General features: G+C 33.3%; 23 protein-coding genes. 17 read left to right on the forward strand and 6 right to left on the reverse strand.

Features of this window, described 5'->3' with window-relative positions:
• Positions 1-93: 93 nt before the first annotated feature.
• The 8 genes from SB689_RS01060 to SB689_RS01095 all read left to right on the forward strand — a co-directional run bounded on the left by SB689_RS01060 (position 94) and on the right by SB689_RS01095 (position 8,156).
• A complete protein-coding gene (locus tag SB689_RS01060; protein ID WP_410690247.1) occupies positions 94-837 on the forward strand; it encodes a response regulator transcription factor in 744 nt (247 codons plus the stop codon).
• A 343-nt stretch (positions 838-1,180) separates the two neighbouring features.
• Complete coding sequence (locus SB689_RS01065; RefSeq protein ID WP_410690248.1) at positions 1,181-2,437, forward strand: aminotransferase class I/II-fold pyridoxal phosphate-dependent enzyme; 1,257 nt, start codon at positions 1,181-1,183, stop codon at positions 2,435-2,437.
• Between the two features lie 15 nt (positions 2,438-2,452).
• Positions 2,453-3,082, forward strand: coding sequence for a TetR/AcrR family transcriptional regulator (locus tag SB689_RS01070; RefSeq protein ID WP_072406779.1), 630 nt, complete (start codon positions 2,453-2,455; stop codon positions 3,080-3,082).
• A 97-nt stretch (positions 3,083-3,179) separates the two neighbouring features.
• Positions 3,180-4,265, forward strand: a complete 1,086-nt coding sequence (gene dnaX / locus SB689_RS01075) for a DNA polymerase III subunit gamma/tau (protein WP_072406777.1) — start codon at positions 3,180-3,182, stop codon at positions 4,263-4,265.
• Positions 4,266-4,351: 86 nt separating this feature from the next.
• A complete protein-coding gene (locus tag SB689_RS01080) occupies positions 4,352-4,882 on the forward strand; it encodes a hypothetical protein (RefSeq protein ID WP_228394328.1) in 531 nt (176 codons plus the stop codon).
• Between the two features lie 409 nt (positions 4,883-5,291).
• On the forward strand, positions 5,292-6,374 hold the full coding sequence (locus tag SB689_RS01085) for a chorismate mutase (RefSeq protein WP_410690249.1): 1,083 nt from the start codon (positions 5,292-5,294) through the stop codon (positions 6,372-6,374).
• Positions 6,375-6,499: 125 nt separating this feature from the next.
• A complete protein-coding gene (gene rsgA / locus SB689_RS01090) occupies positions 6,500-7,426 on the forward strand; it encodes a ribosome small subunit-dependent GTPase A (RefSeq protein WP_410690250.1) in 927 nt (308 codons plus the stop codon).
• Between the two features lie 313 nt (positions 7,427-7,739).
• The gene (locus tag SB689_RS01095) at positions 7,740-8,156 is read left to right on the forward strand and encodes a nucleoside-diphosphate kinase (RefSeq protein WP_066758910.1); all 417 of its coding nucleotides are present in this window, start codon (positions 7,740-7,742) and stop codon (positions 8,154-8,156) included.
• A 90-nt stretch (positions 8,157-8,246) separates the two neighbouring features.
• On the opposite strand, the gene SB689_RS01100 is transcribed toward SB689_RS01095, so the two are convergent.
• Complete coding sequence (locus SB689_RS01100; RefSeq protein WP_410690251.1) at positions 8,247-10,085, reverse strand: alpha-L-fucosidase; 1,839 nt, start codon at positions 10,083-10,085, stop codon at positions 8,247-8,249.
• 193 nt (positions 10,086-10,278) lie between these two features.
• Between SB689_RS01100 and SB689_RS01105 the strand changes: the two genes are divergently transcribed.
• Complete coding sequence (locus SB689_RS01105; RefSeq protein ID WP_410690252.1) at positions 10,279-10,764, forward strand: DUF1772 domain-containing protein; 486 nt, start codon at positions 10,279-10,281, stop codon at positions 10,762-10,764.
• A 229-nt stretch (positions 10,765-10,993) separates the two neighbouring features.
• Here the strand turns inward: SB689_RS01105 and rpe are convergent, their stop codons facing one another.
• Positions 10,994-11,644, reverse strand: coding sequence for a ribulose-phosphate 3-epimerase (rpe, locus tag SB689_RS01110; protein ID WP_066758901.1), 651 nt, complete (start codon positions 11,642-11,644; stop codon positions 10,994-10,996).
• Positions 11,645-11,728: 84 nt separating this feature from the next.
• Positions 11,729-12,802 carry a M42 family peptidase gene (locus SB689_RS01115; RefSeq protein ID WP_066758898.1) on the reverse strand — a complete coding sequence of 358 codons (1,074 nt, stop codon included), beginning with the start codon at positions 12,800-12,802 and terminating at the stop codon, positions 11,729-11,731.
• Between the two features lie 51 nt (positions 12,803-12,853).
• On the opposite strand from SB689_RS01115, the gene SB689_RS01120 reads away from it, so the two are divergent.
• Positions 12,854-13,558, forward strand: coding sequence for a DUF4294 domain-containing protein (locus tag SB689_RS01120; protein WP_410690253.1), 705 nt, complete (start codon positions 12,854-12,856; stop codon positions 13,556-13,558).
• A gap of 34 nt (positions 13,559-13,592) precedes the next feature.
• Here the strand turns inward: SB689_RS01120 and SB689_RS01125 are convergent, their stop codons facing one another.
• Complete coding sequence (locus SB689_RS01125; protein WP_410690255.1) at positions 13,593-14,009, reverse strand: NUDIX domain-containing protein; 417 nt, start codon at positions 14,007-14,009, stop codon at positions 13,593-13,595.
• A gap of 137 nt (positions 14,010-14,146) precedes the next feature.
• Positions 14,147-14,821, reverse strand: a complete 675-nt coding sequence (gene mnmD / locus SB689_RS01130) for a tRNA (5-methylaminomethyl-2-thiouridine)(34)-methyltransferase MnmD (protein ID WP_410690256.1) — start codon at positions 14,819-14,821, stop codon at positions 14,147-14,149.
• A gap of 84 nt (positions 14,822-14,905) precedes the next feature.
• On the opposite strand from mnmD, the gene SB689_RS01135 reads away from it, so the two are divergent.
• From SB689_RS01135 to SB689_RS01160, 6 genes are all read left to right on the forward strand, one after another.
• Positions 14,906-15,979, forward strand: a complete 1,074-nt coding sequence (locus tag SB689_RS01135; protein WP_066758892.1) for a branched-chain amino acid aminotransferase — start codon at positions 14,906-14,908, stop codon at positions 15,977-15,979.
• A gap of 90 nt (positions 15,980-16,069) precedes the next feature.
• Positions 16,070-16,579 carry an FKBP-type peptidyl-prolyl cis-trans isomerase gene (locus tag SB689_RS01140; RefSeq protein WP_410690257.1) on the forward strand — a complete coding sequence of 170 codons (510 nt, stop codon included), beginning with the start codon at positions 16,070-16,072 and terminating at the stop codon, positions 16,577-16,579.
• Between the two features lie 77 nt (positions 16,580-16,656).
• Complete coding sequence (locus tag SB689_RS01145; protein ID WP_410691276.1) at positions 16,657-17,694, forward strand: peptidylprolyl isomerase; 1,038 nt, start codon at positions 16,657-16,659, stop codon at positions 17,692-17,694.
• 156 nt (positions 17,695-17,850) lie between these two features.
• Positions 17,851-19,326 (forward strand): hypothetical protein, encoded by a 1,476-nt coding sequence (locus tag SB689_RS01150; RefSeq protein WP_410690258.1) that lies wholly within the window; start codon positions 17,851-17,853, stop codon positions 19,324-19,326.
• Positions 19,327-19,406: 80 nt separating this feature from the next.
• A complete protein-coding gene (locus SB689_RS01155; protein ID WP_410690259.1) occupies positions 19,407-20,570 on the forward strand; it encodes an aspartyl protease family protein in 1,164 nt (387 codons plus the stop codon).
• A 12-nt stretch (positions 20,571-20,582) separates the two neighbouring features.
• Entirely contained in the window at positions 20,583-21,359 is a 777-nt protein-coding gene (locus SB689_RS01160; protein ID WP_410690260.1) for a hypothetical protein, read from the forward strand.
• Positions 21,360-21,673: 314 nt separating this feature from the next.
• On the opposite strand, the gene SB689_RS01165 is transcribed toward SB689_RS01160, so the two are convergent.
• Positions 21,674-22,411 (reverse strand): DUF6261 family protein, encoded by a 738-nt coding sequence (locus tag SB689_RS01165; protein ID WP_410690261.1) that lies wholly within the window; start codon positions 22,409-22,411, stop codon positions 21,674-21,676.
• 332 nt (positions 22,412-22,743) lie between these two features.
• Here SB689_RS01165 and SB689_RS01170 point away from each other — a divergent pair, with 332 nt between their 5' ends.
• A complete protein-coding gene (locus SB689_RS01170) occupies positions 22,744-23,235 on the forward strand; it encodes a hypothetical protein (protein ID WP_410690262.1) in 492 nt (163 codons plus the stop codon).
• The last annotated feature ends 4 nt before the right edge of the window (positions 23,236-23,239 follow it).

Raw genomic sequence — 23,239 nt, forward strand, 5'->3', positions numbered from 1 at the left:
CTCTTTCTTTATCGGTATAACTGAGTGTAAAGTATTAATTTAGCAAAAGTAAAATTTTACCTTAGTATCATCAATACTTATAAATAACCATTTATGGAGATCTTAGACACGCTTAACAAAACACTGCTTAACAAAAATGGAAGCAATTGTCTGTTGGATATTGAGATATATAAACAACAGGCATCAATGTATTCTCAAATTGAAAATGTTATTTCGGTGTTGAGTGATATGCAGGCCAATAAAAGCTACGTCTACACTTCAAAATCTGCGTTGGAATTAGGTTTGAATTTTAAGGAAAATCCAGCCATTATAGATTCAATTTGGGAAGAAGAGATCTTAAAAAAAATTCATCCTGATGATAAGTTGAAGAAATACATCCATGAATTACGCTTTTTTAAATTAATGGATTCGCTTAAACCTGAAGACCGCGTTAATTACAATGTCGTATCCAGAATTCGCATAAAAGATAAAAATGACGAATACAGATTTGTGCAGCATCGTATGTTTTACACCTATTCGCCTTACAATAATAAGCTGAGGTTTGCACTTTGTCTGTACAGCATTGCTTTGGATCAGTCAATTATTTTGCCTTCTGATTTTTTAATTATAAATTCTACGAAGGGGGAAGTGGTGGTTGAGGATAAATTAAACTATAAAAATATCTTATCTCAAAGAGAATTGGAAGTCTTGAAATTCGTAGGCGAAGGTTTCACAAGTAAAGAAATTGCAGAATTTCTTTTTATAAGCGTAAATACCGTCAGCCGTCACCGCCAAAATATCCTTGAAAAACTGAATGTAAAAAACTCAATCAAAGCATTTAATGACAGTTTTTATTAAGTCTAAAATAAAATTTTTATTAATTGACTTTTTCGTTGAATAAATGTGGAGTTATCTAGTAAATAGTTAAATATTTCATATTTAAGTGAGATGGTTGCGAAAGTGGCCATTTTTTTTTGTTTTTGATGAGGTTTTGTGTTATTTTTTTCATTAATTTTATTTAAATGAAAAGGTTTTTAGATATGTTAATAAATATTAAAATGGTCTAATAAGTGTGAAATATGTTGATTTTCAAACCATATGATTGAAATATTATATGCATAATAAATTTTAATTGAAAATTCAAAGTCAGCCATGTTAAATAATCATATATTTGTTCTTTAAACAGCTAACAAAATTAAGGATGAACATTAACTTTACAACAGCCACATTTAAGGATTTTGAGAATATTCCGGACTATAATATATCTCAAAGAGCAGAGATTTTTTATGAATTTTTAGAGTTCATGAAGTCCAACGGACACATGAATTACAGATTAAAAAATACAACAGGAACTAACTCTTTAGTTCATGTAAATATTGCCAATAATGATAGAGAATATGTAAGTTTTGTTTCCAGTGATTATTTAGGATTTACACAACATCCGAAAGTAAAGCAGGCAGCAATTGACGGAATTGAGAAATATGGAACTGGAACAGGTGCTACACCGCTTATCGGAGGATATTTCGATTACCATAATGATCTTGAAAAAAAGATCTCTTCCTTTTTTGGAAGAAAGGAGGAGGAAGCAGTAGTTTTTACTACAGGATATACGGCTAATAGCGCTACATTGCAGTGCTTAATGCAGAAAGAGGATATCGCTATTTTAGACATGGCAGTACATGCAAGTGTGCATGAAGGTTGTGCTTACACAAATAAAAAAACGTTTCCTCACAACAATTTAGAAGCTTTGGAACACATTTTGAAGACTTCAGAAAACCTTTATCGCACAAAACTCGTAGTTATAGATGGAGTGTATTCACAAGATGGGGATACGTCGCATGTAAAAGAGATTTATGCGTTAGTAAAAAAGTATAATGCTTTTTTAATGGTGGACGATGTACATGGGGTAGGAATTTTAGGAGAAACGGGAAGAGGAACGCTTGAAGAAGCCGATCTATTGGATAAAGTAGACATTATTACAGGAACGTTTAGTAAGACTTTCGGTAATTTGGGAGGATATGTAATTGCAGATAAGAAAATAGCAGCAATTTTAAGATTCCAGTCTAAACAACAGATTTTTTCTGCAACGGCACCGCCTTCTTCTGCAGGAATTATTAAGGCTATTGAATTAATTGATGAAGAGCCTATCTGGAGACAGAAGCTTTGGGATAATATTAATTATTTCAAAAAAGGGTTGGATGATTTAGGATTAGATACAGGAGTTACGCGCTCTGCGATCGTTCCGGTAAAAATTGGAGATCCTTATGTAACAGGAGACGTCGGAAGACTACTTATTGAAAGAGGGATTTATACAAACCCGATTTTATATCCTGCCGTTCCTAGAAAAGATGCGCGTATCAGAATGAGTGTAATGGCGAGGCATGAAAGAGAACATCTTGATAAAACGTTGAATGCGTTTGAAGATATAAACAAAAAATTGCATATTGCAAAAAAATAAAATAATACTAGTATTATGCCCAGAAAAGTTGTGCAAGGTCCCATCAGGGACAAAGAAAAAACTAAACAGAAATTACTTGCCGCAGTTGGTAAAATTTTAAGAGTAAAAGGTTACTCAGGTTTAAAAGTAAGTAAGATCGCTGCCGTTGCAGGTTTCGACAAAAAACTTATCTATGAATATTTTGGAAGCACTGATAAGTTGATCGATGAGTATATCAAATCTCAGGATTATTGGACGAAATTCAATCAAAATGTAGAAGTTGATATCTCAGACGGAGGTAAAGAATTGTCAAAAATGGCTTTGCTTAACCAGTTTGATAACTTGAAAAAGAACAAAGAACTTCAGAAGATCATTCTTTGGGAGCTTTCAGAAAGTAAACCGATTCTTAGGAAATTAGTAGAGCAGCGTGAAGAAGTGGGAGATATGTTATTCCAGCATATTACAGACCCTCACTTTGGAGAAAATGCTACTAGATACAGGGCAATTATGGCGTTAATTATTTCTGGAGCATATTACTTAAATCTTTATACAGGATACAATGCAAACAAGTTTTGTGGTATCGATATGAAAACTGACGAAGGTAGAGCAGAAATTGAAAAAGCTATTGTTGAGTTGATCGACTTTGCTTACGAAGATAAAAAATAAGATGTTTGAAGTTTTCCATTTGTAGAAAAGTAAGATTTACATGAAATTTTGAAAATTTAAATTTTCAAATTAGAACAATATTTCTTATTTTTGACCAATGGAAAATTTCATCGTATCTGCAAGAAAATATCGCCCACAAGAGTTTGACACGGTTGTTGGGCAATCTCATATTACGGATACTTTAGAACATGCAATTGAAGAAAATCAGTTAGCACAGGCTTTACTGTTTTGTGGACCCCGAGGCGTTGGTAAAACGACTTGTGCCAGAATTTTGGCCAGAAAGATCAACGAAAAAGACGGTTCCGTTTCAGAAGATGGTTTCGCATACAACATTTATGAACTAGATGCTGCTTCCAACAACTCTGTTGATGATATCAGAGAGTTGATAGATCAGGTGCGCTTTGCTCCTCAGGTTGGTAAATACAAGGTATATATCATCGATGAGGTACACATGCTGTCTTCTGCTGCCTTCAATGCTTTTCTTAAAACGCTGGAAGAACCTCCTGCACATGCAATATTTATTTTGGCAACCACAGAAAAGCATAAAATCATCCCAACGATTTTATCACGTTGTCAGATCTACGATTTCAAAAGAATTGTGATTGAAGATATTCAGTCGCACCTTAGAAATATTGCTCAGAAAGAAAATATTCAATATGAAGATGATGCTTTATATTTAATCGCTCAAAAAGCCGATGGGGCTTTAAGAGATGCGCTTTCTATATTCGACAGACTATCTACATTTTCTCAGAAAAATATTACGCTGGCAAAAGCTGCCGAAGTGCTTAATATTTTAGATTACGATCAATATCTAAATATTGTTGATCTTGCCAAAGAAAATAAAATTCCCGAAGTACTTTTTGCTTTTAATGAAATTGTAAAAAAAGGTTTCGATTCTCATATTTTCATTGCAGGATTAGGAAATCATTTCAGAGATTTAATGATGGCTCAAAACGCTTCTACAATTGATTTAATTGAAGTAGGAGAGAAAACAAAAACCAAATTTGTAGAGCAAGGCCAAAAATGGAACGCTCAACAGTTAATAGATGGTATTGAGATTTGTAATCATGCCGATATCAATTATAAGAACTCAAAGAATCCAAGACTTACGGTAGAAATTGCGTTAATGCAATTATCCTCACTGACGGCTAATGCTGACCTTGCTAAAAAAAAAAGTTCTTAATACTAGCGCCCTTCCTTCATGAAAAGATTGAAGTAGCAATTCCGCAAAAAATAGAGGTAAAAAAAGAAGAAAAGGTTGAAAAACCTGTGATTTCTAATGAACCACAGGAAATTGTTATTAAAAAAACTTCCAAGCCTTTATCTAAACAGGGATCTTCTTCCGGTTTCAGTATCAATTCTTTTATGAATAAAGAAGAGAAGGTTGAAAAAAAGGAAGATAGTACACTTGCAACAAAAACTGAAGACCTTCCACAAAACCATTTTACAGAAACCGATTTACAAATGGAATGGAATTTGCTATTGAAACAATTGCAATCTAAGAATACATTTGTTTTTAATGCTATTAAAGCTTTTAAATTAGTTAAAATAGACGAACATAATATTCAGGTTTCTTATCCTTCAGACTCTGCAAAAGTGGAATTTGATAAAATAAGCGGAGAATTTTTTAATCATTTCAAAAGAAAAGTACATAATTATTCTATTGAAATTGAATACAAAAGAGACTTTGAAAGCCTTAAAATTGAGGTTGTTACGACTAAGAAGATATTTGAAAAGTTTATTGAGAAAAATCCTTTGCTGAAAGATCTTGATGATTTAATGAAGTTTGATTTGTCATAATTTTATATATTTGTCAAATAATTTTGTTTTAAATAACTTTTTGACAAACACAAATTATAAATTTAATAGCTGAAAATAGAAGATTCACAACTTAAAAGTGGAACAAACAATTTTACATAAACCTAATTCTAAAAACCTTTTTGGTTTTGCAACTGCTGATTTCTTTAGCAGTTATTTTGGTTTATCTTTTAGCTATCTTAGAAATTTTGGGACGTATTATCGATTTTATTGGTATTGCTAACTAAATTTCTTTCTCAAAAAAATACAAGGAATAGATTGATTTTCTATCACAATTCCTAATCCCACTTAATTTTTTTAACGGCATTTTTTGAAAGAAATTATAAATTAAATTTTATAATCATTTTCCTATTGATGTAAACAGTAAAATAAAAATATATAAATTAACGATATGAATTTAAGTGACTTAAAAAACGACTGGATCAACGAATTCCCTCAACCAATGATGATTGCAGGGCCATGTAGCGCGGAAAGTGAAGCTCAAATGTTGGAAACAGCGAAGAGAATTAAAGAAACAGGTGCGCAGGTTCCTATTTTCCGTGCAGGAATTTGGAAGCCCCGTACAAAACCGAACGGATTTGAAGGAGTAGGAGTGATCGGGCTAAACTGGCTAAAGAAAGTAAAAGAAGAATACGGTTTCAAAACTGCTACAGAAGTTGCCAATGCTCACCACGTTTTCGCTGCATTGGAAGCTGATGTTGATATTCTTTGGATCGGAGCGCGTTCTACCGTGAACCCGTTTACCGTTCAGGAAATTGCAATGGCTTTGAGAGGAACGAATAAAACGGTTTTGGTTAAAAACCCTGTAAACCCAGATTTAGCTTTGTGGATCGGAGCTTTAGAAAGGCTTTTAGGACAAGGAATTGAAAACCTTGGAGCAATACACAGAGGTTTTTCTACGTACCAAAAAACAAAATACAGAAACAATCCGAACTGGCAGATTGCATTAGACTTCAAAAGTCAGTTTCCGAATATTCCAATGTTGATCGACCCTTCTCACATCTGTGGTAACAGAACTGGTTTGGCAGATATTACGCAGGAAGCAATGAACGTTGGTTACCAGGGTGCAATCATAGAATCTCACTGCAATCCTGATGAAGCTTGGAGTGATGCATCTCAACAGATCACGCCGGAAGTTTTAGCTGAATTAATCGGAAATTTAAAAATCAGAAACTCCGGATTGGCAGGTTTTGACGGTGAAATGGGAAGACACAGAACATTGATTTCTGATCTGGATTTCCAATTGATTGAGCTTCTTTCTCAAAGAATGAAAATTTCAGAAAAAATTGGTAAGCTTAAAAAGGAGAATGATATCGCTATCTTCCAACCGGAACGTTGGAAAGTGATTACAGAATACGCTACTCAAAAAGCTAGGGAAACAGGTATGTCTCAGGATTTTATCGAGAAAGTTTTTAAAGCGATTCACGAAGAATCTATTGAGGTGCAGAACAGCATTATGATTGACAGAAAGTAATTTTATCTAGGGCTTAGGGTTTAGGTTTCAGGAATTAGTAGGATCGCGTAAAATTTTTCTAATATCTGAAACCTAAACCCTAAGCCCTATTTCCTAATTCCTTATATTTGCAACCAGTAATATATATGAAAGGAAAAATCATTAAATCTACAGGAAGTTGGTATCAGGTTTTAGAAATGGAAACTGGTAAAATTTTCGAGGCCAGAATTCGTGGCAAATTCAAATTAATTAAAACAAGACTTACCAATCCGCTTGCTGTAGGAGATTTTGTGGAATTTCAGTTGGAACAGGATGATGTTGCTTGGATCACAAAAATAGAACAACGACGAAATTATCTGATCAGAAAATCCGTTAACCTTTCAAAAGAAGCACACATTATTGCCTCCAATATCGATGTAGCTTGCTTTATTTTTACCTTAAAACATCCTGAAACATCTCTTGGTTTCCTAGACCGATTTTTGGCATGCTGTGAAGCATACAATATCGAGCCTTTACTTTTGTTCAATAAAATGGATGTTTTAAATGAACCTGAAATCGAATTGGTAAAAGATATCGAGTTTGTTTATCAGGACATCGGATACAATACTTTGGAAATATCCTCTTATTCTCAATTAAATTTGAACGATTTGCAGGAACTTCTAAAAGACAGAACTTCTGTTTTCTTCGGCCATTCCGGATGTGGAAAATCAACCTTGGTGAATGCTTTACAGCCAGGTTTGAATATCAAAACTTCTGAAATATCAGACACCCACCTTAAAGGAAAGCACACAACCACTTTTGCCCAGATGCATTTCTGGAATTTTGGTGGAAATGTGATTGATACTCCCGGAGTCCGCGAGTTTGCAATGATTGATATTGAAAAAGAAGAAGTACAGCATTATTTCCCTGAGATTTTTAGAAAGAGAAAAGAATGCAAATTTCACAATTGCATGCATATCAATGAGCCAAAATGTGCCGTTCTTGACGCATTGGAAACGGGCGAAATTCAAGAAACCAGATATTCGACTTACATCAAGTTGATGGAAGAAGCGGAAGAATTGTTTCAAAAATAAATTTACTTAATAATAACAAAATATAATATATCCTGTTTAAAAATAATTAAACAGGAGTTTAACTATGTAATAATGTTTGAGTTGGATGATCTTTTTGGGGAATATTAGGCAATAAAAAACCCAGCCGAGGCTGGGTAAAAACTAATAACCATGAAAACTCAAATTAAACATGAGAATCGGAATAAAATAAACAATTACTGTGCCAACTTTTGTTCATCATTTCTTAATAAAAGTTATTTTTATGTTAAAAAAAATTAAAATTAAAATCAAAAATATTTTTCGTAATTTCGCGGCATTAAAAAAATATACATTTATGTCTAACATTACATTCACTATGATTAAGCCTGATGCTGTTGCAGACGGACATATCGGTGCTATATTAGGTAAAATTGCAGAAGGTGGTTTTAAAATCAAAGCTTTGAAATTAACTCAACTTACTGTTGCTGATGCAAAAAAATTCTACGAAGTTCACGCTGAAAGACCTTTCTACGGAGAATTGGTAGATTTCATGAGTTCTGGACCAATCGTTGCTGCTGTTCTTGAAAAAGATAACGCTGTTGAAGATTTCAGAACTTTGATCGGAGCTACAAACCCGGCTGAAGCTGCGGAAGGTACGATCAGAAAGATGTTTGCAAGAAGCATCGGAGAGAATGCTGTTCACGGTTCAGATTCTAACGAGAACGCTCTTATTGAAGCTCAATTCCATTTTTCTGGAAGAGAGATTTTCTAAATAAGAATTTTCTTATTTAAAATAAAAAATCCAGAAATTTTTTCTGGATTTTTGTTTTTTTACGCCATACTGTCATATTGTTGGCAGGTTTTACAGATTATTTTCAACAGCGCCTACCTTTTCTCGGTATAATTCGATCGGTTTGTCCAGTAAAACGGCAATTACTGTCATATTTTTGTCAAGTCTTTCTTTTGGAATGTCAATATAAACGATTCCTGGCTTGTCACTCCAATATAATTTATTGTAAGATCTATAATTCACCAAAGAGCCATCACCAACAATCCTGATTCTTGCAATACCATTTTTTATCCCTTTCAAAGCAATTGGCCCGGTTGGAGTTCCTTCAACAAAAAGAAAAATCGTCTGTTTGTCTTTCGAGAGAACACTATTGCCAGAATAATGTCCGTTTGGCAGACCTTTTTCAGTTTCAAATAAAGCTTCTGCATGTTTACTGATCCAATTAATGGTTTCAGTATTTGTTTTTGATGATTTTGGAAACTTCATATCCAATCCGTCAATTGTTAATCCTGATTTATTAAAAATATTATTTCCGTCATGAAGCTGTTCTGCAATTTGATACGCAGCCAATTTAGTATTTTTAGTTTCTAAAATTTGAGTAATGGAAGGATTATCTTTTTGAATATCTTTTTGAATTAAAATTTCCGGAAAATCAAGTTCTACAACCGTAACATCTTGGTCAAACTGTACATTCGAAAGATCCAATGTTATTGTTTGATTTACTTCTTTTGTAAAATTGACTTTTTGATTCGTTCCCACAACTTTCACGGATGTTGGCGTTGATAATAATCCGTAAACCTTTGTGAAACTTTTCGCTTCTTCCAGATAAAGGAATAATTTTTTCCCGTCTTTTGACATGGCAGATTTTCCTTTATAATTCTCGAAGGGGATTCCGTGTCTGGTTCCGTAGATGGCATCAGGATATTTTGAAGTCCATCTTGCCAGATTTTTCAAAATTTCAACTTGTTCACTTGGAATTGTTCCGTCAGCCTTTGGACCAATATCAAGTAATAAATTTCCGCCCATACTGATTACGTCTGCCAATGTTCTCACGATCATGTTGGGCGTTTTATAATTCTTATCAAAAGGCTGATAACCCCACGCATCATTCATCGTGTAGCACAATTCCCAATAATCACTTTGAGGATTAATAACAGGAATTCCCTGCTCGGGAGTTTCGTAATCTCCGTGTGTATTTAATCTTGAATTAATGATAATATTCGGATTGTATTTTCTTAAATTTTCTAATGTTTTCGGTGCCTGCCATTCTTCCGATGAATGCTCCCAATCACCATCAAACCATAATAAATCCGGCTTAAATTGACTGGAAAGATCATTCAGTTGACTTTGGTAATAATTGATAAAATTTGCCCAACGTTTGGGATCATTTTTAATATCGTATCGTTTTTTTGTCCTGGTATTATTGTCGTAATAAGGATGGCTCCAATCGGGAAGAGAGTAGTAGAGTCCTGTTTTTAGGCCTGACTTTTTAAGCTCAGAAACAAAAGGTACCAAAACATCTTTTTTAGCCAAAGAGTTTTTAGGAATTGTGGTTGCTTTTTCAGCTTTAGAATCCCAAAGAGAAACCCCGTCGTGGTGTTTTGTGGTGATGACAGCATATTTTGCCCCGGAATCTTTAATTAATTTCACCCATTCATCAGGTTTATATTGTGAAGCAGAAAATCCGTCGAGCTGTTTCATATAATTTTCATGATTAATGTAATTATTGAAAAAAGACCATGATTCTGCAATTCCGTCAACGGAATAAATTCCCCAATGAATAAAAATTCCCAGTTTGGCATCTTGAAACCATTTCATTTTTTTATTATCAGGCGTTTTATCTTGTGCATTAAGACTGCTGGTTGATAAAATTAATCCCAATAAAAATGTTCTGGTAATTTTACTTTTCATCTTTCTCTGTTTTGTGGACTAAAATAAGAAAAGTTGATAAAAATTCCTTTATAATCACTGATTAATTGCGCGAAATAAGAAAGTATTGTGAATCTGTAATTAAATATTAAAAATTATTAAACTTAAAATTGTTTTTAATGTATTATTTTTATGTTTCAGCAAAAAACTAAATCATCAAATTAAATATATGAAAATGACAACAATACTTTTAATTGTCACAGCCGTCCTCACAGCATTGATAGCCGGACTTTTTTATGCTTATTCCTGTTCTGTCGTATTGGGATTGGGGAAATTATCAGACACAGAATATTTAAAAGCAATGCAGTCGATCAACCGTGAGATCCTGAATCCTGTATTCTTTGTGAGTTTTATGGGAACTGCGGTTTTACTTCCGATTTCCACCTTTTTATATCGCGCGCAAAATCCTGTTTTTATTTTGCTTCTTTTGGCTACATTGGCTTATTTGATCGGTGTATTTGGAGTGACAATAGTTGGAAATGTTCCGCTTAATGATCAATTAGACAAGTTTGATATTGTAAATTCTACAAAAGAAGGAATCAGGCAAATGCGTGATAATTTTGAAAACAGATGGAACTTTTTAAACAATGTAAGAACTGTTTTTTCTGTAATCAGCATACTTTTAGTCGTTTGCGCCTGTGTTTGGAATAAAGTTGAATAAGAATTTTTCTTTCGTTAAAATCTCTATTAAGTATAAATACTTAACGAAAATTCAGTGTTTTTACGGATGTTTTTAATGAAATTAATATAGATCTTTACATCAGAATTACAACAGGAAGTTTAAACACTAAGCTTTAAAAACGAAAACTAATAACCATCATAAGCTCAGATTACAGAGTAAGAAAGGCAGCCCAAAAGCTGCCTTTTTCCTTATTTAAAAGCTAAAATAATTAAATTTTTAAAAGCTCAATGGTTCTTTCAGGGCTTTCTGATGAGAAAACTGCATTTCCGGCAACTAAGACATCTGCTCCGGCTTCGAAAAGTTTTGAAGCGTTGTCTAGATTTACACCTCCATCAATTTCAATAAGAGCGGTTGAGTTATTGCTTAAAATTAAATCTTTCGTTTCAGCAATTTTCTTGTAAGTGTTTTCAATGAATTTCTGTCCGCCAAATCCGGGATTTACGCTCATTAATAAAACAAGATCTACATCAGCGATAATATCTTCCAACATTAAAACCGGAGTAGAAGGGTTCAAAACAACCCCAGCTTTCGCTCCCAAACTCTGAATATGATGAATCGTTCTGTGAAGATGCGTACAAGCTTCATAATGAACAGAAATAAGATCAGCACCGTGATTAATGAATTCTTCAACATACTTTTCAGGTTCTAAGATCATCAAATGTACATCTACAAATTTCTTGGCATGTTGTTGAACAGTTTTCATCACAGGAAAACCAAATGAAATGTTGGGTACAAACCTTCCGTCCATCACATCAATGTGTAGCCAGTCGGCCTGAGAATTGTTTAACATTTCAATGTCTCTTTGCAGATTCCCAAAGTCTGCAGATAAAAGGGAAGGAGCAATAAGCTTCGTTTTCATTTTACTTATATTTAGATTTTAGAAGTTAGAAATTAGAGGTTAGATTAAAACTAACTTCTAAAATCTAATTTCTAGTTTCTTTAATTAATGATATTTCAACTTCATTTCCGGTGTTATCTTTAGAAGCGTTTCGTAGATCAGTTTAATTACATTTCCTACGTCTTCTTTAGAAACCATTTCCACGGTCGTGTGCATGTAACGCAAAGGTAACGAAATTAATGCACTCGGAACCCCGCCGTTGGAGTGCGCAAAAGCATCAGTATCAGTACCGGTAGCTCTGCTTGCGGCGGCTCTCTGGAAAGGAATTTTCTTCGTTTTTGCAGTATCAATAATCAACTCTCTGATCACGTGATGTACGCTTGGAGCAAAGAAAACTACAGGCCCATCACCGCATTTTTGATCGCCTTCTTTTTTCTTTTCGATCATTGGAGTCGTTGTGTCGTGGGTAACATCTGTAACGATGGCGATATTAGGCTTGATCGTATCTGCAATCATATCAGCTCCATACAATCCAACTTCTTCCTGAACGGAATTGGTGATATACAATCCAAAAGGAATCGTTTTTTTGTTTTCTTTTAAAAGTCTTGCCACTTCCGCGATCATAAAACCACCGATTCTGTTATCTAAAGCTCTGCAAACGAAGTATCGATCGTTCATTTCGAAGAATTCGTCTGGGTAAGTGATCATACAGCCAACGTAAATTCCCATTTCTTCAACCTCTTTTTTGGTGGTTGCTCCACAGTCGATAAAAATATTTTCGATCTTTGGAATTGGTTCATTTTGATTGGTTCTTGTATGAATCGCCGGCCATCCGAAAACTCCTTTTACAATTCCGTTTTCTCCGTGAATGTGAACGACTTTTGATGGTGCAATGGTCTGATCTGAGCCTCCATTTCGGATTACATAGATTAATCCTTCATCTGTAATGTAATTTACATACCATGAGATCTCATCGGCGTGCGCTTCAATTACTACTTTAAATGGAGCGTCGGGATTAATTATCCCATAGCAAGTTCCGTAATGATCTACTTCGATTTTGTCAACATAAGGTCGGATATAGTCCATCCAGACTTCCTGTCCCTTATGTTCGTATCCTGTTGGCGATGAAGTATTTAAGTATTTTTCTAAAAATTTCAAAGATTTCTTCTCAAATTTCATAAAAAGGAATGATTTTTGCGTTTAATTTTTGTTCTAATACGTGTAAAAATAATGAATTTTACTAAGATTGTTTATCTTTTTCTTTTCTTTTTTGGGATCTCTGTTTTCGGACAAAGGGATTCTGTGATTGCAAAGCCTTTAAGCCAATATCCACAAGAGCTATTGAAAGTAGATGAATTTGGCAACAAATATTACTACGATGAAAACCAAAAAGCCAGAATCTATGAGATCAACGGAGAAACTGTGGTGGCCATGGATGAGCTGGTTTTAGTGAATAAACCGAAATTCAATAATCAGCTAGATAAAAATTATTATTATTTCCTTAATAAGAAATTATACAGAGTTTATCCTTTATTTGTGACTGCTCTTCAGCAGTACAGAGATATTCAAAAGGAAATGACAGATCTGGACAGTAAGGCAAAAAGAAAATATGTAAGAGACAGACAAAGTATGCTGGCTGATCAATATGAAAAGCAATTAAGAGATTTAACAACCACGGAAGGTCAGGTTTTTGCAAAATTAATGAATAGAGCAACCGACAAAAGCGTATTTGAAATTATTAAGGAATTAAGAGGAGGGTTTAATGCTTTCTGGTGGAATTTAAAAGGAAAAATGGCAGATATTGATTTGAAAGACCGATATAATCCACGTAAAAATAGAACAGACGAATTTTTAGAATCTCTTCTGCAATCCAATTGGAATTCTGGTTATCTGCAGCCTTATCCTGGTGCAAGTACTTTTAAATCCCCGAAATAACAAAATATAACAATAAAAAAAATACCTGTAAATTTTACAGGTATTTTTCTTTTAATTTATCGAACACTACTTTATCTACAGGCAAAGGAAACGGATTATCCGGTCTGTCGATAGAGATCCATTCTGTTTTTTCAATACAAGGATCAAGGATGATGAAATCCTCTTCGTTGGTAATATTTACTATATAATATATGGTAAGAAGTTGTTCGTTCTCTCTGAAACGCGAAACTAGAAAATTTTCCTGTGTGTAGAAATGTTCTACGATTTCTATTTTTACATTAAGCTCTTCATCAAACTCGCGGTGTAAACATTCAATAAGCCCTTCTCCGTATTCTAATCCGCCTCCCGGAAATTTCATTAAAGGTTCTCCTGCATATTCCTCAAATAGTGTCAGAACTTTTTTGTCTTTTACAGCACAGGCATAAACTCTGACGTTGATCTTATCTATCATATATAATAATTTGTATAGCTAATTTAGGAATTTTATAGAGATGTTAGAAGTTAGAAACTAGAAATTAGTATTAATAAACAAAATAAGTTCTCTAATCCATATTTAAATACTAATCTCTAACTTCTAATCTCTAATCTCTATAATTTAATAGCATTAATCATTTCCCTTTTTCCCGGTGGGCCCTGTTTCTTCTCAACTTTAAAATTAAGCTCCTGAAGAATCCTTCTTACGCTTCCTTTAGAAGAGTAGGTTGTTAATAAGCCGTTAATACTCATTTTATCCGAAACTAATTCAAATAATGGCTTTTCCCACAGATCGGGCTGAACTCTGGCGCCAAAACAGTCGAAATAAACAAGGTTAATTTTAGGTAACTCAATGTCTTTCAGGTCAAAGAAGTCGCATTGAATCTTTTTTAAATTAAATCCATTAATAATTTCAACCGATTTCCCCCATTCTGCTTGATGAATTTTTTGATAAATTTCTTTGAATTCTGGGTTATCAAAATGTTCAAAGTAGGCTAAATCTTCAATTTCTGATTCATTTATGGGATACTTTTCAAGGGTAAAATAGTTGATGATATGATTTTTGTCAGTTTTTAAATATTCATTAATTGTAACCAAAACATTCAAACCTGTTCCAAAACCGAGTTCTAAAATATTAATTTCGCAATCATTTATTAAATTTAATCCATTTTTAATAAACACGTGTTCTGCTTCCTGCAGTGCTCCGTGGTGTGAGTGGTAGTTTTCATTTAAATCATTGATAAACAAAGTTTTACTACCGTCATTTGTGGTCTTAATTTCTCGTTTCAAGCTTTTTTTTGTCAAATTTAATGTAAAATTTTTATATTTAGAAAATTATGTTAAATTTGTAGAACATCATAAAAAATTTTAGAAATGATAATTCAAAAAACTGAAAACTCCAGAATTTCTACATTCGACCCAAACAATTTTTCTTTCGGAAATACTTTTATAGATCATATGATAATATGTGAGTATGAGGACGGAAAATGGGGGGATGTAAAATTAGTTCCTTATGGTCCTTTAATGTTTACACCAGCGATGATGGGGGTAAACTACGGACAGGCTTGTTTTGAGGGTATGAAAGCCTATAAAGACAAAGACGGGCAGGTTTTCCTTTTCAGGCCTGAAAAGAATTTTGAGCGTATCAACAAGTCGGCTACGCGTCTTGCAATGCCGGAAGTTACGGAAGAAATGTTTCTAGATGGTTTAAAGGCATTGGTAGATTTGGATAGAGGTTGGATTCCTTCTGGAGAGGGAATGTCACTGTATATCAGACCATTGATCTTCGCTACGGAAGAAGCATTGAAAGCTAGAGTTTCTAATAAATATATGTTCGCTATCGTTGCAACACCTGCAAAGAGCTATTATACAGAGCCGGTTTCTGTTAAAATTTCAGACCATTATTCAAGAGCGGCAAGCGGTGGTGTAGGTTCTGCTAAAGCAGCAGGAAACTATGCGGCATCTTTTTACCCGACTCAATTGGCAATGGATGAAGGATATGAGCAGATTATCTGGACTGATGATGCTACACACGAATATTTCGAAGAAAGTGGAACAATGAATGTTTTCGTTAGAATTAACGATACAATTTATACTCCTCCAACTTCTGAGAAAATTTTAGATGGTGTTACAAGAGACAGTTTTATTCAGTTAGCTAAGAAAAGAGGAATTGAAGTAAAGGTTGAACCAATTCCTGTAAAAGCTGTTGTAGAAGCTCAGAAGAACGGAACATTGAAAGAAGTTTGGGGCGTTGGAACTGCGGTTGTAACTACAGTTTTCCAAGCTTTAGGGTATAACGGTGATAAATTACAGTTACCTGTACTTTCTGATGATGAAAGTTTTGCAGCTACACTTAAAAATGATTTAGTTAATATTCAGACGAACGTTGCAGAAGATACTTTCGGATGGAGAGTAGTGGTTGAGAAAAATGTTCTTGAAACAGTTTAATTCAACACAGAAAAATTATATAAAAGCCAAGAGATTCTTGGCTTTTTTTGTTTTTTATATCCTGTGAAATGCGTATTTTCGCAAAAGTTTATGAAAAAAATTCTCTTCATATCGATATTAGGCTTACTGAGCTGTAACAGAAATACACAGGTTCATCCTCCCGTGGGCGGGGTTTTGAGTAAAAAAGATCTTGATGTCTCTAAAGACAGAATGAAAAATCTTAATTCAATAGAAAGAAACCAGATTAAACAGTGGATTGGGATGCAGTCTGTAAAATTCTATCCTACACAGCTTAATTATTGGGTAACTGCCGAAGGTTTTGATCAAAGAGAAAGAAGACAGGATAATTCCCTTATTTCTTATTCTTATGATCTGTATGATTTTGATGATACAAAGATCTATGACGAACCTGTTGCAAGAAGAGATGCCAAATTCGGACACTTTGATGAATTAAAAGCTGTAGAAAATGCACTGCGTTTTATACATGATGGGGAAGAAGTTACGCTTTTGGTGCCGTCTGCACTGGCATATGGAACCTATGGAGACGAGAAAAAAATAGATAATGATATCCCATTAATCATAAAATTAAAAGCATTATAATGAAATTGTTTAACAAGAATATAATTCTGGCAGCGGCTAGTGTTTCGCTGATGAGTTGTACACCAATTTATAAAAAAATGAACGTAGACAAAGAAACTTACGAAGGGCTTAAAGACGGACTTTATGCTAATCTTCAAACAACGAAAGGGAACCTTATTGTAAAGTTTGAAGACAAAAAATCGCCTGTAACTGTGGCTAACTTTGTTGGTCTTGCAGAAGGTAAAATTGATAACAAAGCTAAGGCTAAAGGAGTTCCTTTCTATGACGGAACTATTTTCCACAGAGTAATCAAAGATTTCATGATCCAAGGGGGAGATCCTAAAGGAACTGGAGCTGGAGATCCTGGATATAAATTCGAAGACGAAAGAAACGATCTTCACCACACAGGAAAAGGTATTTTATCAATGGCGAACTCTGGACCAAACACAAACGGTTCTCAGTTTTTCATCACTGAAGTAGCTACACCTTGGTTAGACGGAAAACATACGATCTTCGGAGCAGTAGTAAAAGGTAACGATGTTATTGATGCTATCGCTAATGTAGACAAAGGAGCTCAGGATAAGCCTAAAACTGATATTGTACTTGAAAAAGTATCTATTTTCAGCAAAGGAGATGAGTACAAAAACTACGACGCAGCAAAAACTTTCACAGAAGGAAAAGCTAAGATCGCTGAAAATAATAAAGCTTATATCGCAAAAGAAGAAGCTGACAGAAAGAAAAAAGAAGAGGAATTCAAAGCGAATCAGTTGAAAATGGTTGAGGATTTACAGGCAGGAATGCAAAAAACTGAATCAGGATTATACTACAAGATCACAAAAACAACTACCGGAAAAGCTCCAAAAGCAGGTGACAATATTTCTGTACACTACGCTGGAAAATTGGTAGATGGAACTGAGTTCGACTCTTCATTCAAGAGAAACGAGCCTATCGAAATTCCTATCGGAATGGGTAGAGTGATTAAAGGATGGGACGAAGGTATCTTATTATTAAAAGAAGGTGAAACTGCTACTTTATTGATCCCACCAGCATTGGGTTACGGAGAAAGAGGTGCAGGAGGAGTGATCCCGCCAAACGCATGGTTAGTTTTCGATGTTGAGCTTGTGAAAGTTCAGTAATTGAATTTTTATGATATTGAAAGCCGTCCGAAAGGATGGCTTTTTTTGTTGATTTTATATGAAATTCAGGGTTTTTACGGTTATCCGTAATAATTTATCTATTTATATTTGTAAAATTGCTTAAAAATTAATTAATTTAATAACAAATATATAGATATGATAAAAATTTATTTTAGTGATTTCTTTGGAGTGGATAAAACTGTTTTAGAAGATTATGGAGCTTTTAATGTATCGCTTATTAATGATTTGCCATTATTTATAGATCCTTTCTTATTGTTTGGAAGTAAAAAAACTGAATATCAAGAATTACACAGAACAATTATAAATTATTTAGTGTTCTTGAAGAATAAGTCTGAAGAAGGACAAATCAATTTAGCAGCAACTAAAGCTTGGTATTTATTTCCTGAAGTTAAACAGAATTGGTTAGGGTATAGTAAATTAGGAAATAATGGAAGTGGCTTGGGTAAAAAATTTGGAACCTCAATGTCTTCATCAATGCATGTTGTATTTGATGATTTGGGAATTGAAAGAGTAACACAAACCTCACATTTAGAAAAAGCAGGTTTATTTGAAATTGGGGTAGGTAGAGATAATATTAGTGATTTTACAACTAATCTGATTAAAGACTATTTACTTAGCTATACTGAAAAATTTGCTTTAAATTCTTTAGATAAAACTTTAATAAAAAAAGTACATGTTGAAAAAGTTTATTTTGACTACGAGCTTGAGCGCTGGATGCCTAAAGAGTTTTCACTACCTTATATTTTCAATGATTATGTCATATTAACACCACGCGATTTATTGACTAAAGATGATAATTGGATTAATAGTAATGATTTACGAGGAAACTTCTCACGTATTTGCTCAGGTATACCAAACGATCAGCTTAGAGTTGAAATAATGAATTATTTTAGGAAACAACTCCCTAAGCACCCCGAAAATAAGAAAAATACAATAAAAGAAATGAATGAAGCTGTTCAAGCAGCAATTCGAAAATATCCTGATTTGATTAAGTGGTATATAAAGCTAAAAGAAGAGAATAAAGAAGGTGCAAAAAATGTTTCTAAACAAAAAGTAGAACAAGTTGAAAGTATATTTATTAATCAAATAACTTCTTTTGTAGAAAAGCTTTTTGATACAACAGATTTCTATAAAATATCTCCAAAATCTTCTTACGAAGAATCATTACAGAGAATTGAATTTTTAAAACATGTAATAGAAGACAATGATGGTTATAGACTTTTTTATGTTGATGGGTATCCGATAAAAAGAGAAGAAGATTTACAAATTATTTATAGATTAACTTGGTTTGCATCTGATTTTGATATAAATAGAGAAGCAAATAATGGAAGAGGACCTGTTGATTATGCTATTTCAAAAGGTGCAGGAAATAAGACTTTAATAGAATTTAAATTGGCTTCCAATTCTAAATTAAAGCAAAATCTTGAAAATCAAGTTGAAGTCTATGAAAAGGCTAATAATACAAAAGACTCTATTAAAGTAATATTGTATTTTGATGAGAAAGAATTTGTAAAAATTAATAAGATTTTAAAAGAATTAAAGTTAGACAATAATAGAAATATAATCTTAATAGATGCAGGCAAAAAGCAATCTGCTTCAAATGTCAAATAAAAACTAGCTGTCTTTACAAGAAGTTTTTTATATTTCCATTCAAATCAGAAATTTCCCTACTTTAGCCCAAAATAATCCCAATGCAAAAGATCCTCCAACTATTTTTAATATTCTTCACAATCCTCATTTCCGCGCAGGGCAAAAGATTCTTCGAAGACGGAGAGGTACAATTAAAAAATCCAGTTGAGAAGATCAATCTAACGTATACAAGCGATCTCCCTTTTGTAAAGGTCAATATCAATGGAAAAATCTACAATTTTCTGTTTGATTCTGGTGCGCCGACTGTGATTTCCAACGCCATCTACAGCGAACTGAATCTTGAGAAAAAGCACTCAAGCAAAGTAAAAGATTCACAGAAAAACAAACAGGAACAGATTTTCACGCAGTTACCGGAAATGACGGTTGACAATGTGATTTTCAAAAACATCGGAGTTGTTGTTATGGACTTAAATGGTTCAGAATTAGGTTGTTTCAAAATTGATGGAATTTTGGGAGCGAACCAAATGGCAAAACTGTTTTGGAGAATCAATTATTCAGAAAGTTCAATTGAAACGACAAAAGATCTGGCGAATTTTGATCTGAAAGATTATGAAATGGTGATTCCATTTGATGCAAAGACGCAGAAAACTCCAACCGTTCTGGCGAAAATTTTAGATAAAAAAATTGAACTGACTTTCGATACAGGATTTACGGGCAGGTTGAAGATATCGGACAGCAATTATAATTCAAAAAAGGTAAAACAAGCAGTTGAAACGTACGGAACAAATTCCGTCGGAGCTTTTGGAGCAGGGAAACCGGTTCCGGGATATATTTTCAGAACGGAGGAAATGACGTTAGGAAACCAAACTTTTCAGAATGAATTGGTGATGACCGGAAGTACAAGCCTGATCGGAAATGAATTCTTTAAAGACTTTATTTTCATCATGGACTGGAAAAACAACAAAATCTACATGAAACGCATCAAAAACAATCCTCCAAAACTGGAATCTTTCGGTTTCGGATATCGTTTTATAGATGCAAAACCTGTTGTGGTTTTTGTATTTAAAGATAGTGGTTCGCCCGTTCAGATCGGTGATTCTATTTTGAGTATCAATACCATTGATCTCGATCATTTAAATAAAGAATCTGCCTGTAACTATATGATCAATAGAGTAGAAAAGGATTATAAAACCATTGAAGTCAAGGTAAAAAGAGATGGGAAAATCCTTGATTTTAAACTTGATAAAAATGAGTATTTGAAATAAAATGTTTTTATTATGAGAAATATTATTAAAGCAATAGAACTAATATATAGTTTCCATTGGATTAAAGAAGAAACATCATCATTCTTAAAAGAAAAAATATTTAAAAATCATATTCTTGCAATTATTGAAGAATTAAAACATGAAAAATTAACATCACAAGAATATAAAAATGTTGAATACGCAATCAATTCTGATATCTTTAAAAATGGAATTTTTGATTTTTTTCTAAACCCTAATGATTATAAGATAAATATCAGAGATTTATCAGTTGTATTGAATATGGCAATCTATGGTCATTCAGATAATACATTAAATATAAATAAATTAGTAGACATTTCAGTTTACATAATTAAGAAGTTAAGGGTGAGATCAATTTCTTGTGAATATTTTAAATTATTTCTAGAAAAAATTGGTAAGACTACTGATTTTATTGAAAGAGCTTGTGATACAATTGAAATAAGAGAAATTCATAAGAGTAAAAGATTAACTATCCAAACTTATTTCAATATATATTCTTCAGATAATTACTTCGAAGAAATAACAATTTATTACCCTGGTGAAGGGAAAAGTTGGCTAGATTGGACCGAAGAAAATTCTCTGAAAGTACATGTTTTTAAATACGATATTCCGAAAGGATTCTTTCTATATGGTTTTGATTATTATTCTGATATCAGAGGTAAAATAAGATTTGCTACAAGAACAAATGAAAAGAATTTTTCAATCCTGAAAAATATCAGAGCGAAGAGATTATTTGGCTTCAATAGAAAATATGCTGAAAGCTATCAATAGGAATTATAATGCATAAAAAAACCGTCCTTTTTAAAAAGACGGTTTTTTTATGTAGAGATTGTTGTCCAATATGTGTCTATTTTCTTTTCATATTTCTTAGCAAAGAGCTTATAAATAGCAGGGAAAAACCTACGTAAGCGAGAAAAGCAGTTATATATACCAGTAAGCTGGTTAAATGGATTTTTGCCGTAAAAATGAACAGGCAAAAAAGGCCGAAGCCAATCAATAAGAAAATGCTTAAAACCTGTACTTTGGTGGAATCTTCCCGTGTTCTGAATATCATTTCAAATAAATCTTTCATCATTAATAAATTTTTAAAGTTGTGTTTCTGTTTTGTTTGCGGTTCTTCTGGCAAGAACTGTTTTTGAGAAATAGTTTCTTCCGTTGTTCAGGATTGCCAGCAGGTCGGTGTAGAACGGATCTTCCTTTACATTCGCCAATGTCACAATATAGTTGGCCATCTGCTTATAATCGTGAGTTAAAACTTTTCTTAAAGCTTTAACATCAAAGTTCTGCTTCTGAAAATTTCCTGAAAACCGGGAAGAAAAGATCGTATTAAATGTAGCATTGGAATCCGATAAATGATTGGTGAATTTTACAATCCCCAATGAAGAAACAGCAGAACTGTATTCCGAAGAAAGGAGCTTTCCAACCAGTGTCGTAAGTCTGTTGGTTTCTTCCTCGTAAGAAGCATGCTGTACGTTTTTATATTGATTCAATAATAATTTTATTGTAACGTAAGCATCTTTTTCGGTCTGCGTTTTTGCGTTTCTGTAAGGCCTTACGGCGTCTCTCAATGCTTGAAGATCTGCATCACGAACAGCGTCTGCGGCTGCAATTTTTGTTGTTTCTTCACTTCCTCTTATCTGATCTAAAGAACTGTTGTAGATCGGGATTTGTGTCTGAATAGCATCAAACATCTTCTTAAAATCAGTATCGGTATTGGCATCGAGAGAAGAACTGTTGAAGTCTTCAAGAAAGCGTACGATAAACTGCCCGAATTCGGCATGATGGAGCCGTTGAAGATCCACCGGAGATAATTTTTTCATCATGTGTATAATTTTATTTGTGTCTTAAGAACTTGATGCAGCGATTTTTATGCCAAAACCCTCTATTTATCATCTTTAATAAGTAAAAGTTAAAAATTTAATATACGAATTGAATTTAGGTTCGTCCTGAAATGGGAAAATCTGAATCAATATAAGTTTAAACTTTCCCACATTGGGACGAGGAGAATCTATTTATGGTTAAGTCGTCCCATCGTGGGACGACCTAAAACTATTTGAGTTTGAATATTCCCACGATGGGAGGGACTGAACTTAAATTTATTTGCATTATGGTGTAATGTTGACACTTATTTTTAGCTTTGTAAAAAACAAATTAAGTGAGTCTGAAGAAATTTGAACTAGATATTAGAGATACTATATCATCATTAATAAATTTAATTAATGATTATTGTTGGAATAAAATTTCTCCTAATTATTCATTTATTTTATCTGATATTGTTGATATTAAAGATTGTAATAGAAAAGAGAAAAAAATAATTAATGATGAAAAAATTCCTGTAAATTTTAAACATGCTCTTGAATTTTTAGAAAAAGAACATTCAGATCTTCATGATATTAATTTTTATGTTTTTAAAGTGAAAAAGGGACGCACAGTTATTGAAATTCAATATTATAGAAAGTCAAATTTAGATAAAGCTTTTTTTGAAATGGTAAAGAATAATCTGCCCATGTTACATGCAAAAATATCAATGCCAATATATGCTAAAAATGGGAAGAGGTTTGATGCTAATTGGGAATCAGAAGGATTGATCCATCAATGGAAAACTTTTATGTACAATTTTAAGAATAGAAAATTTATTAGAGATTAAAAAC

The organism is Chryseobacterium sp. SIMBA_038 (assembly GCF_046535115.1).
GTDB lineage: Bacteria > Bacteroidota > Bacteroidia > Flavobacteriales > Weeksellaceae > Chryseobacterium.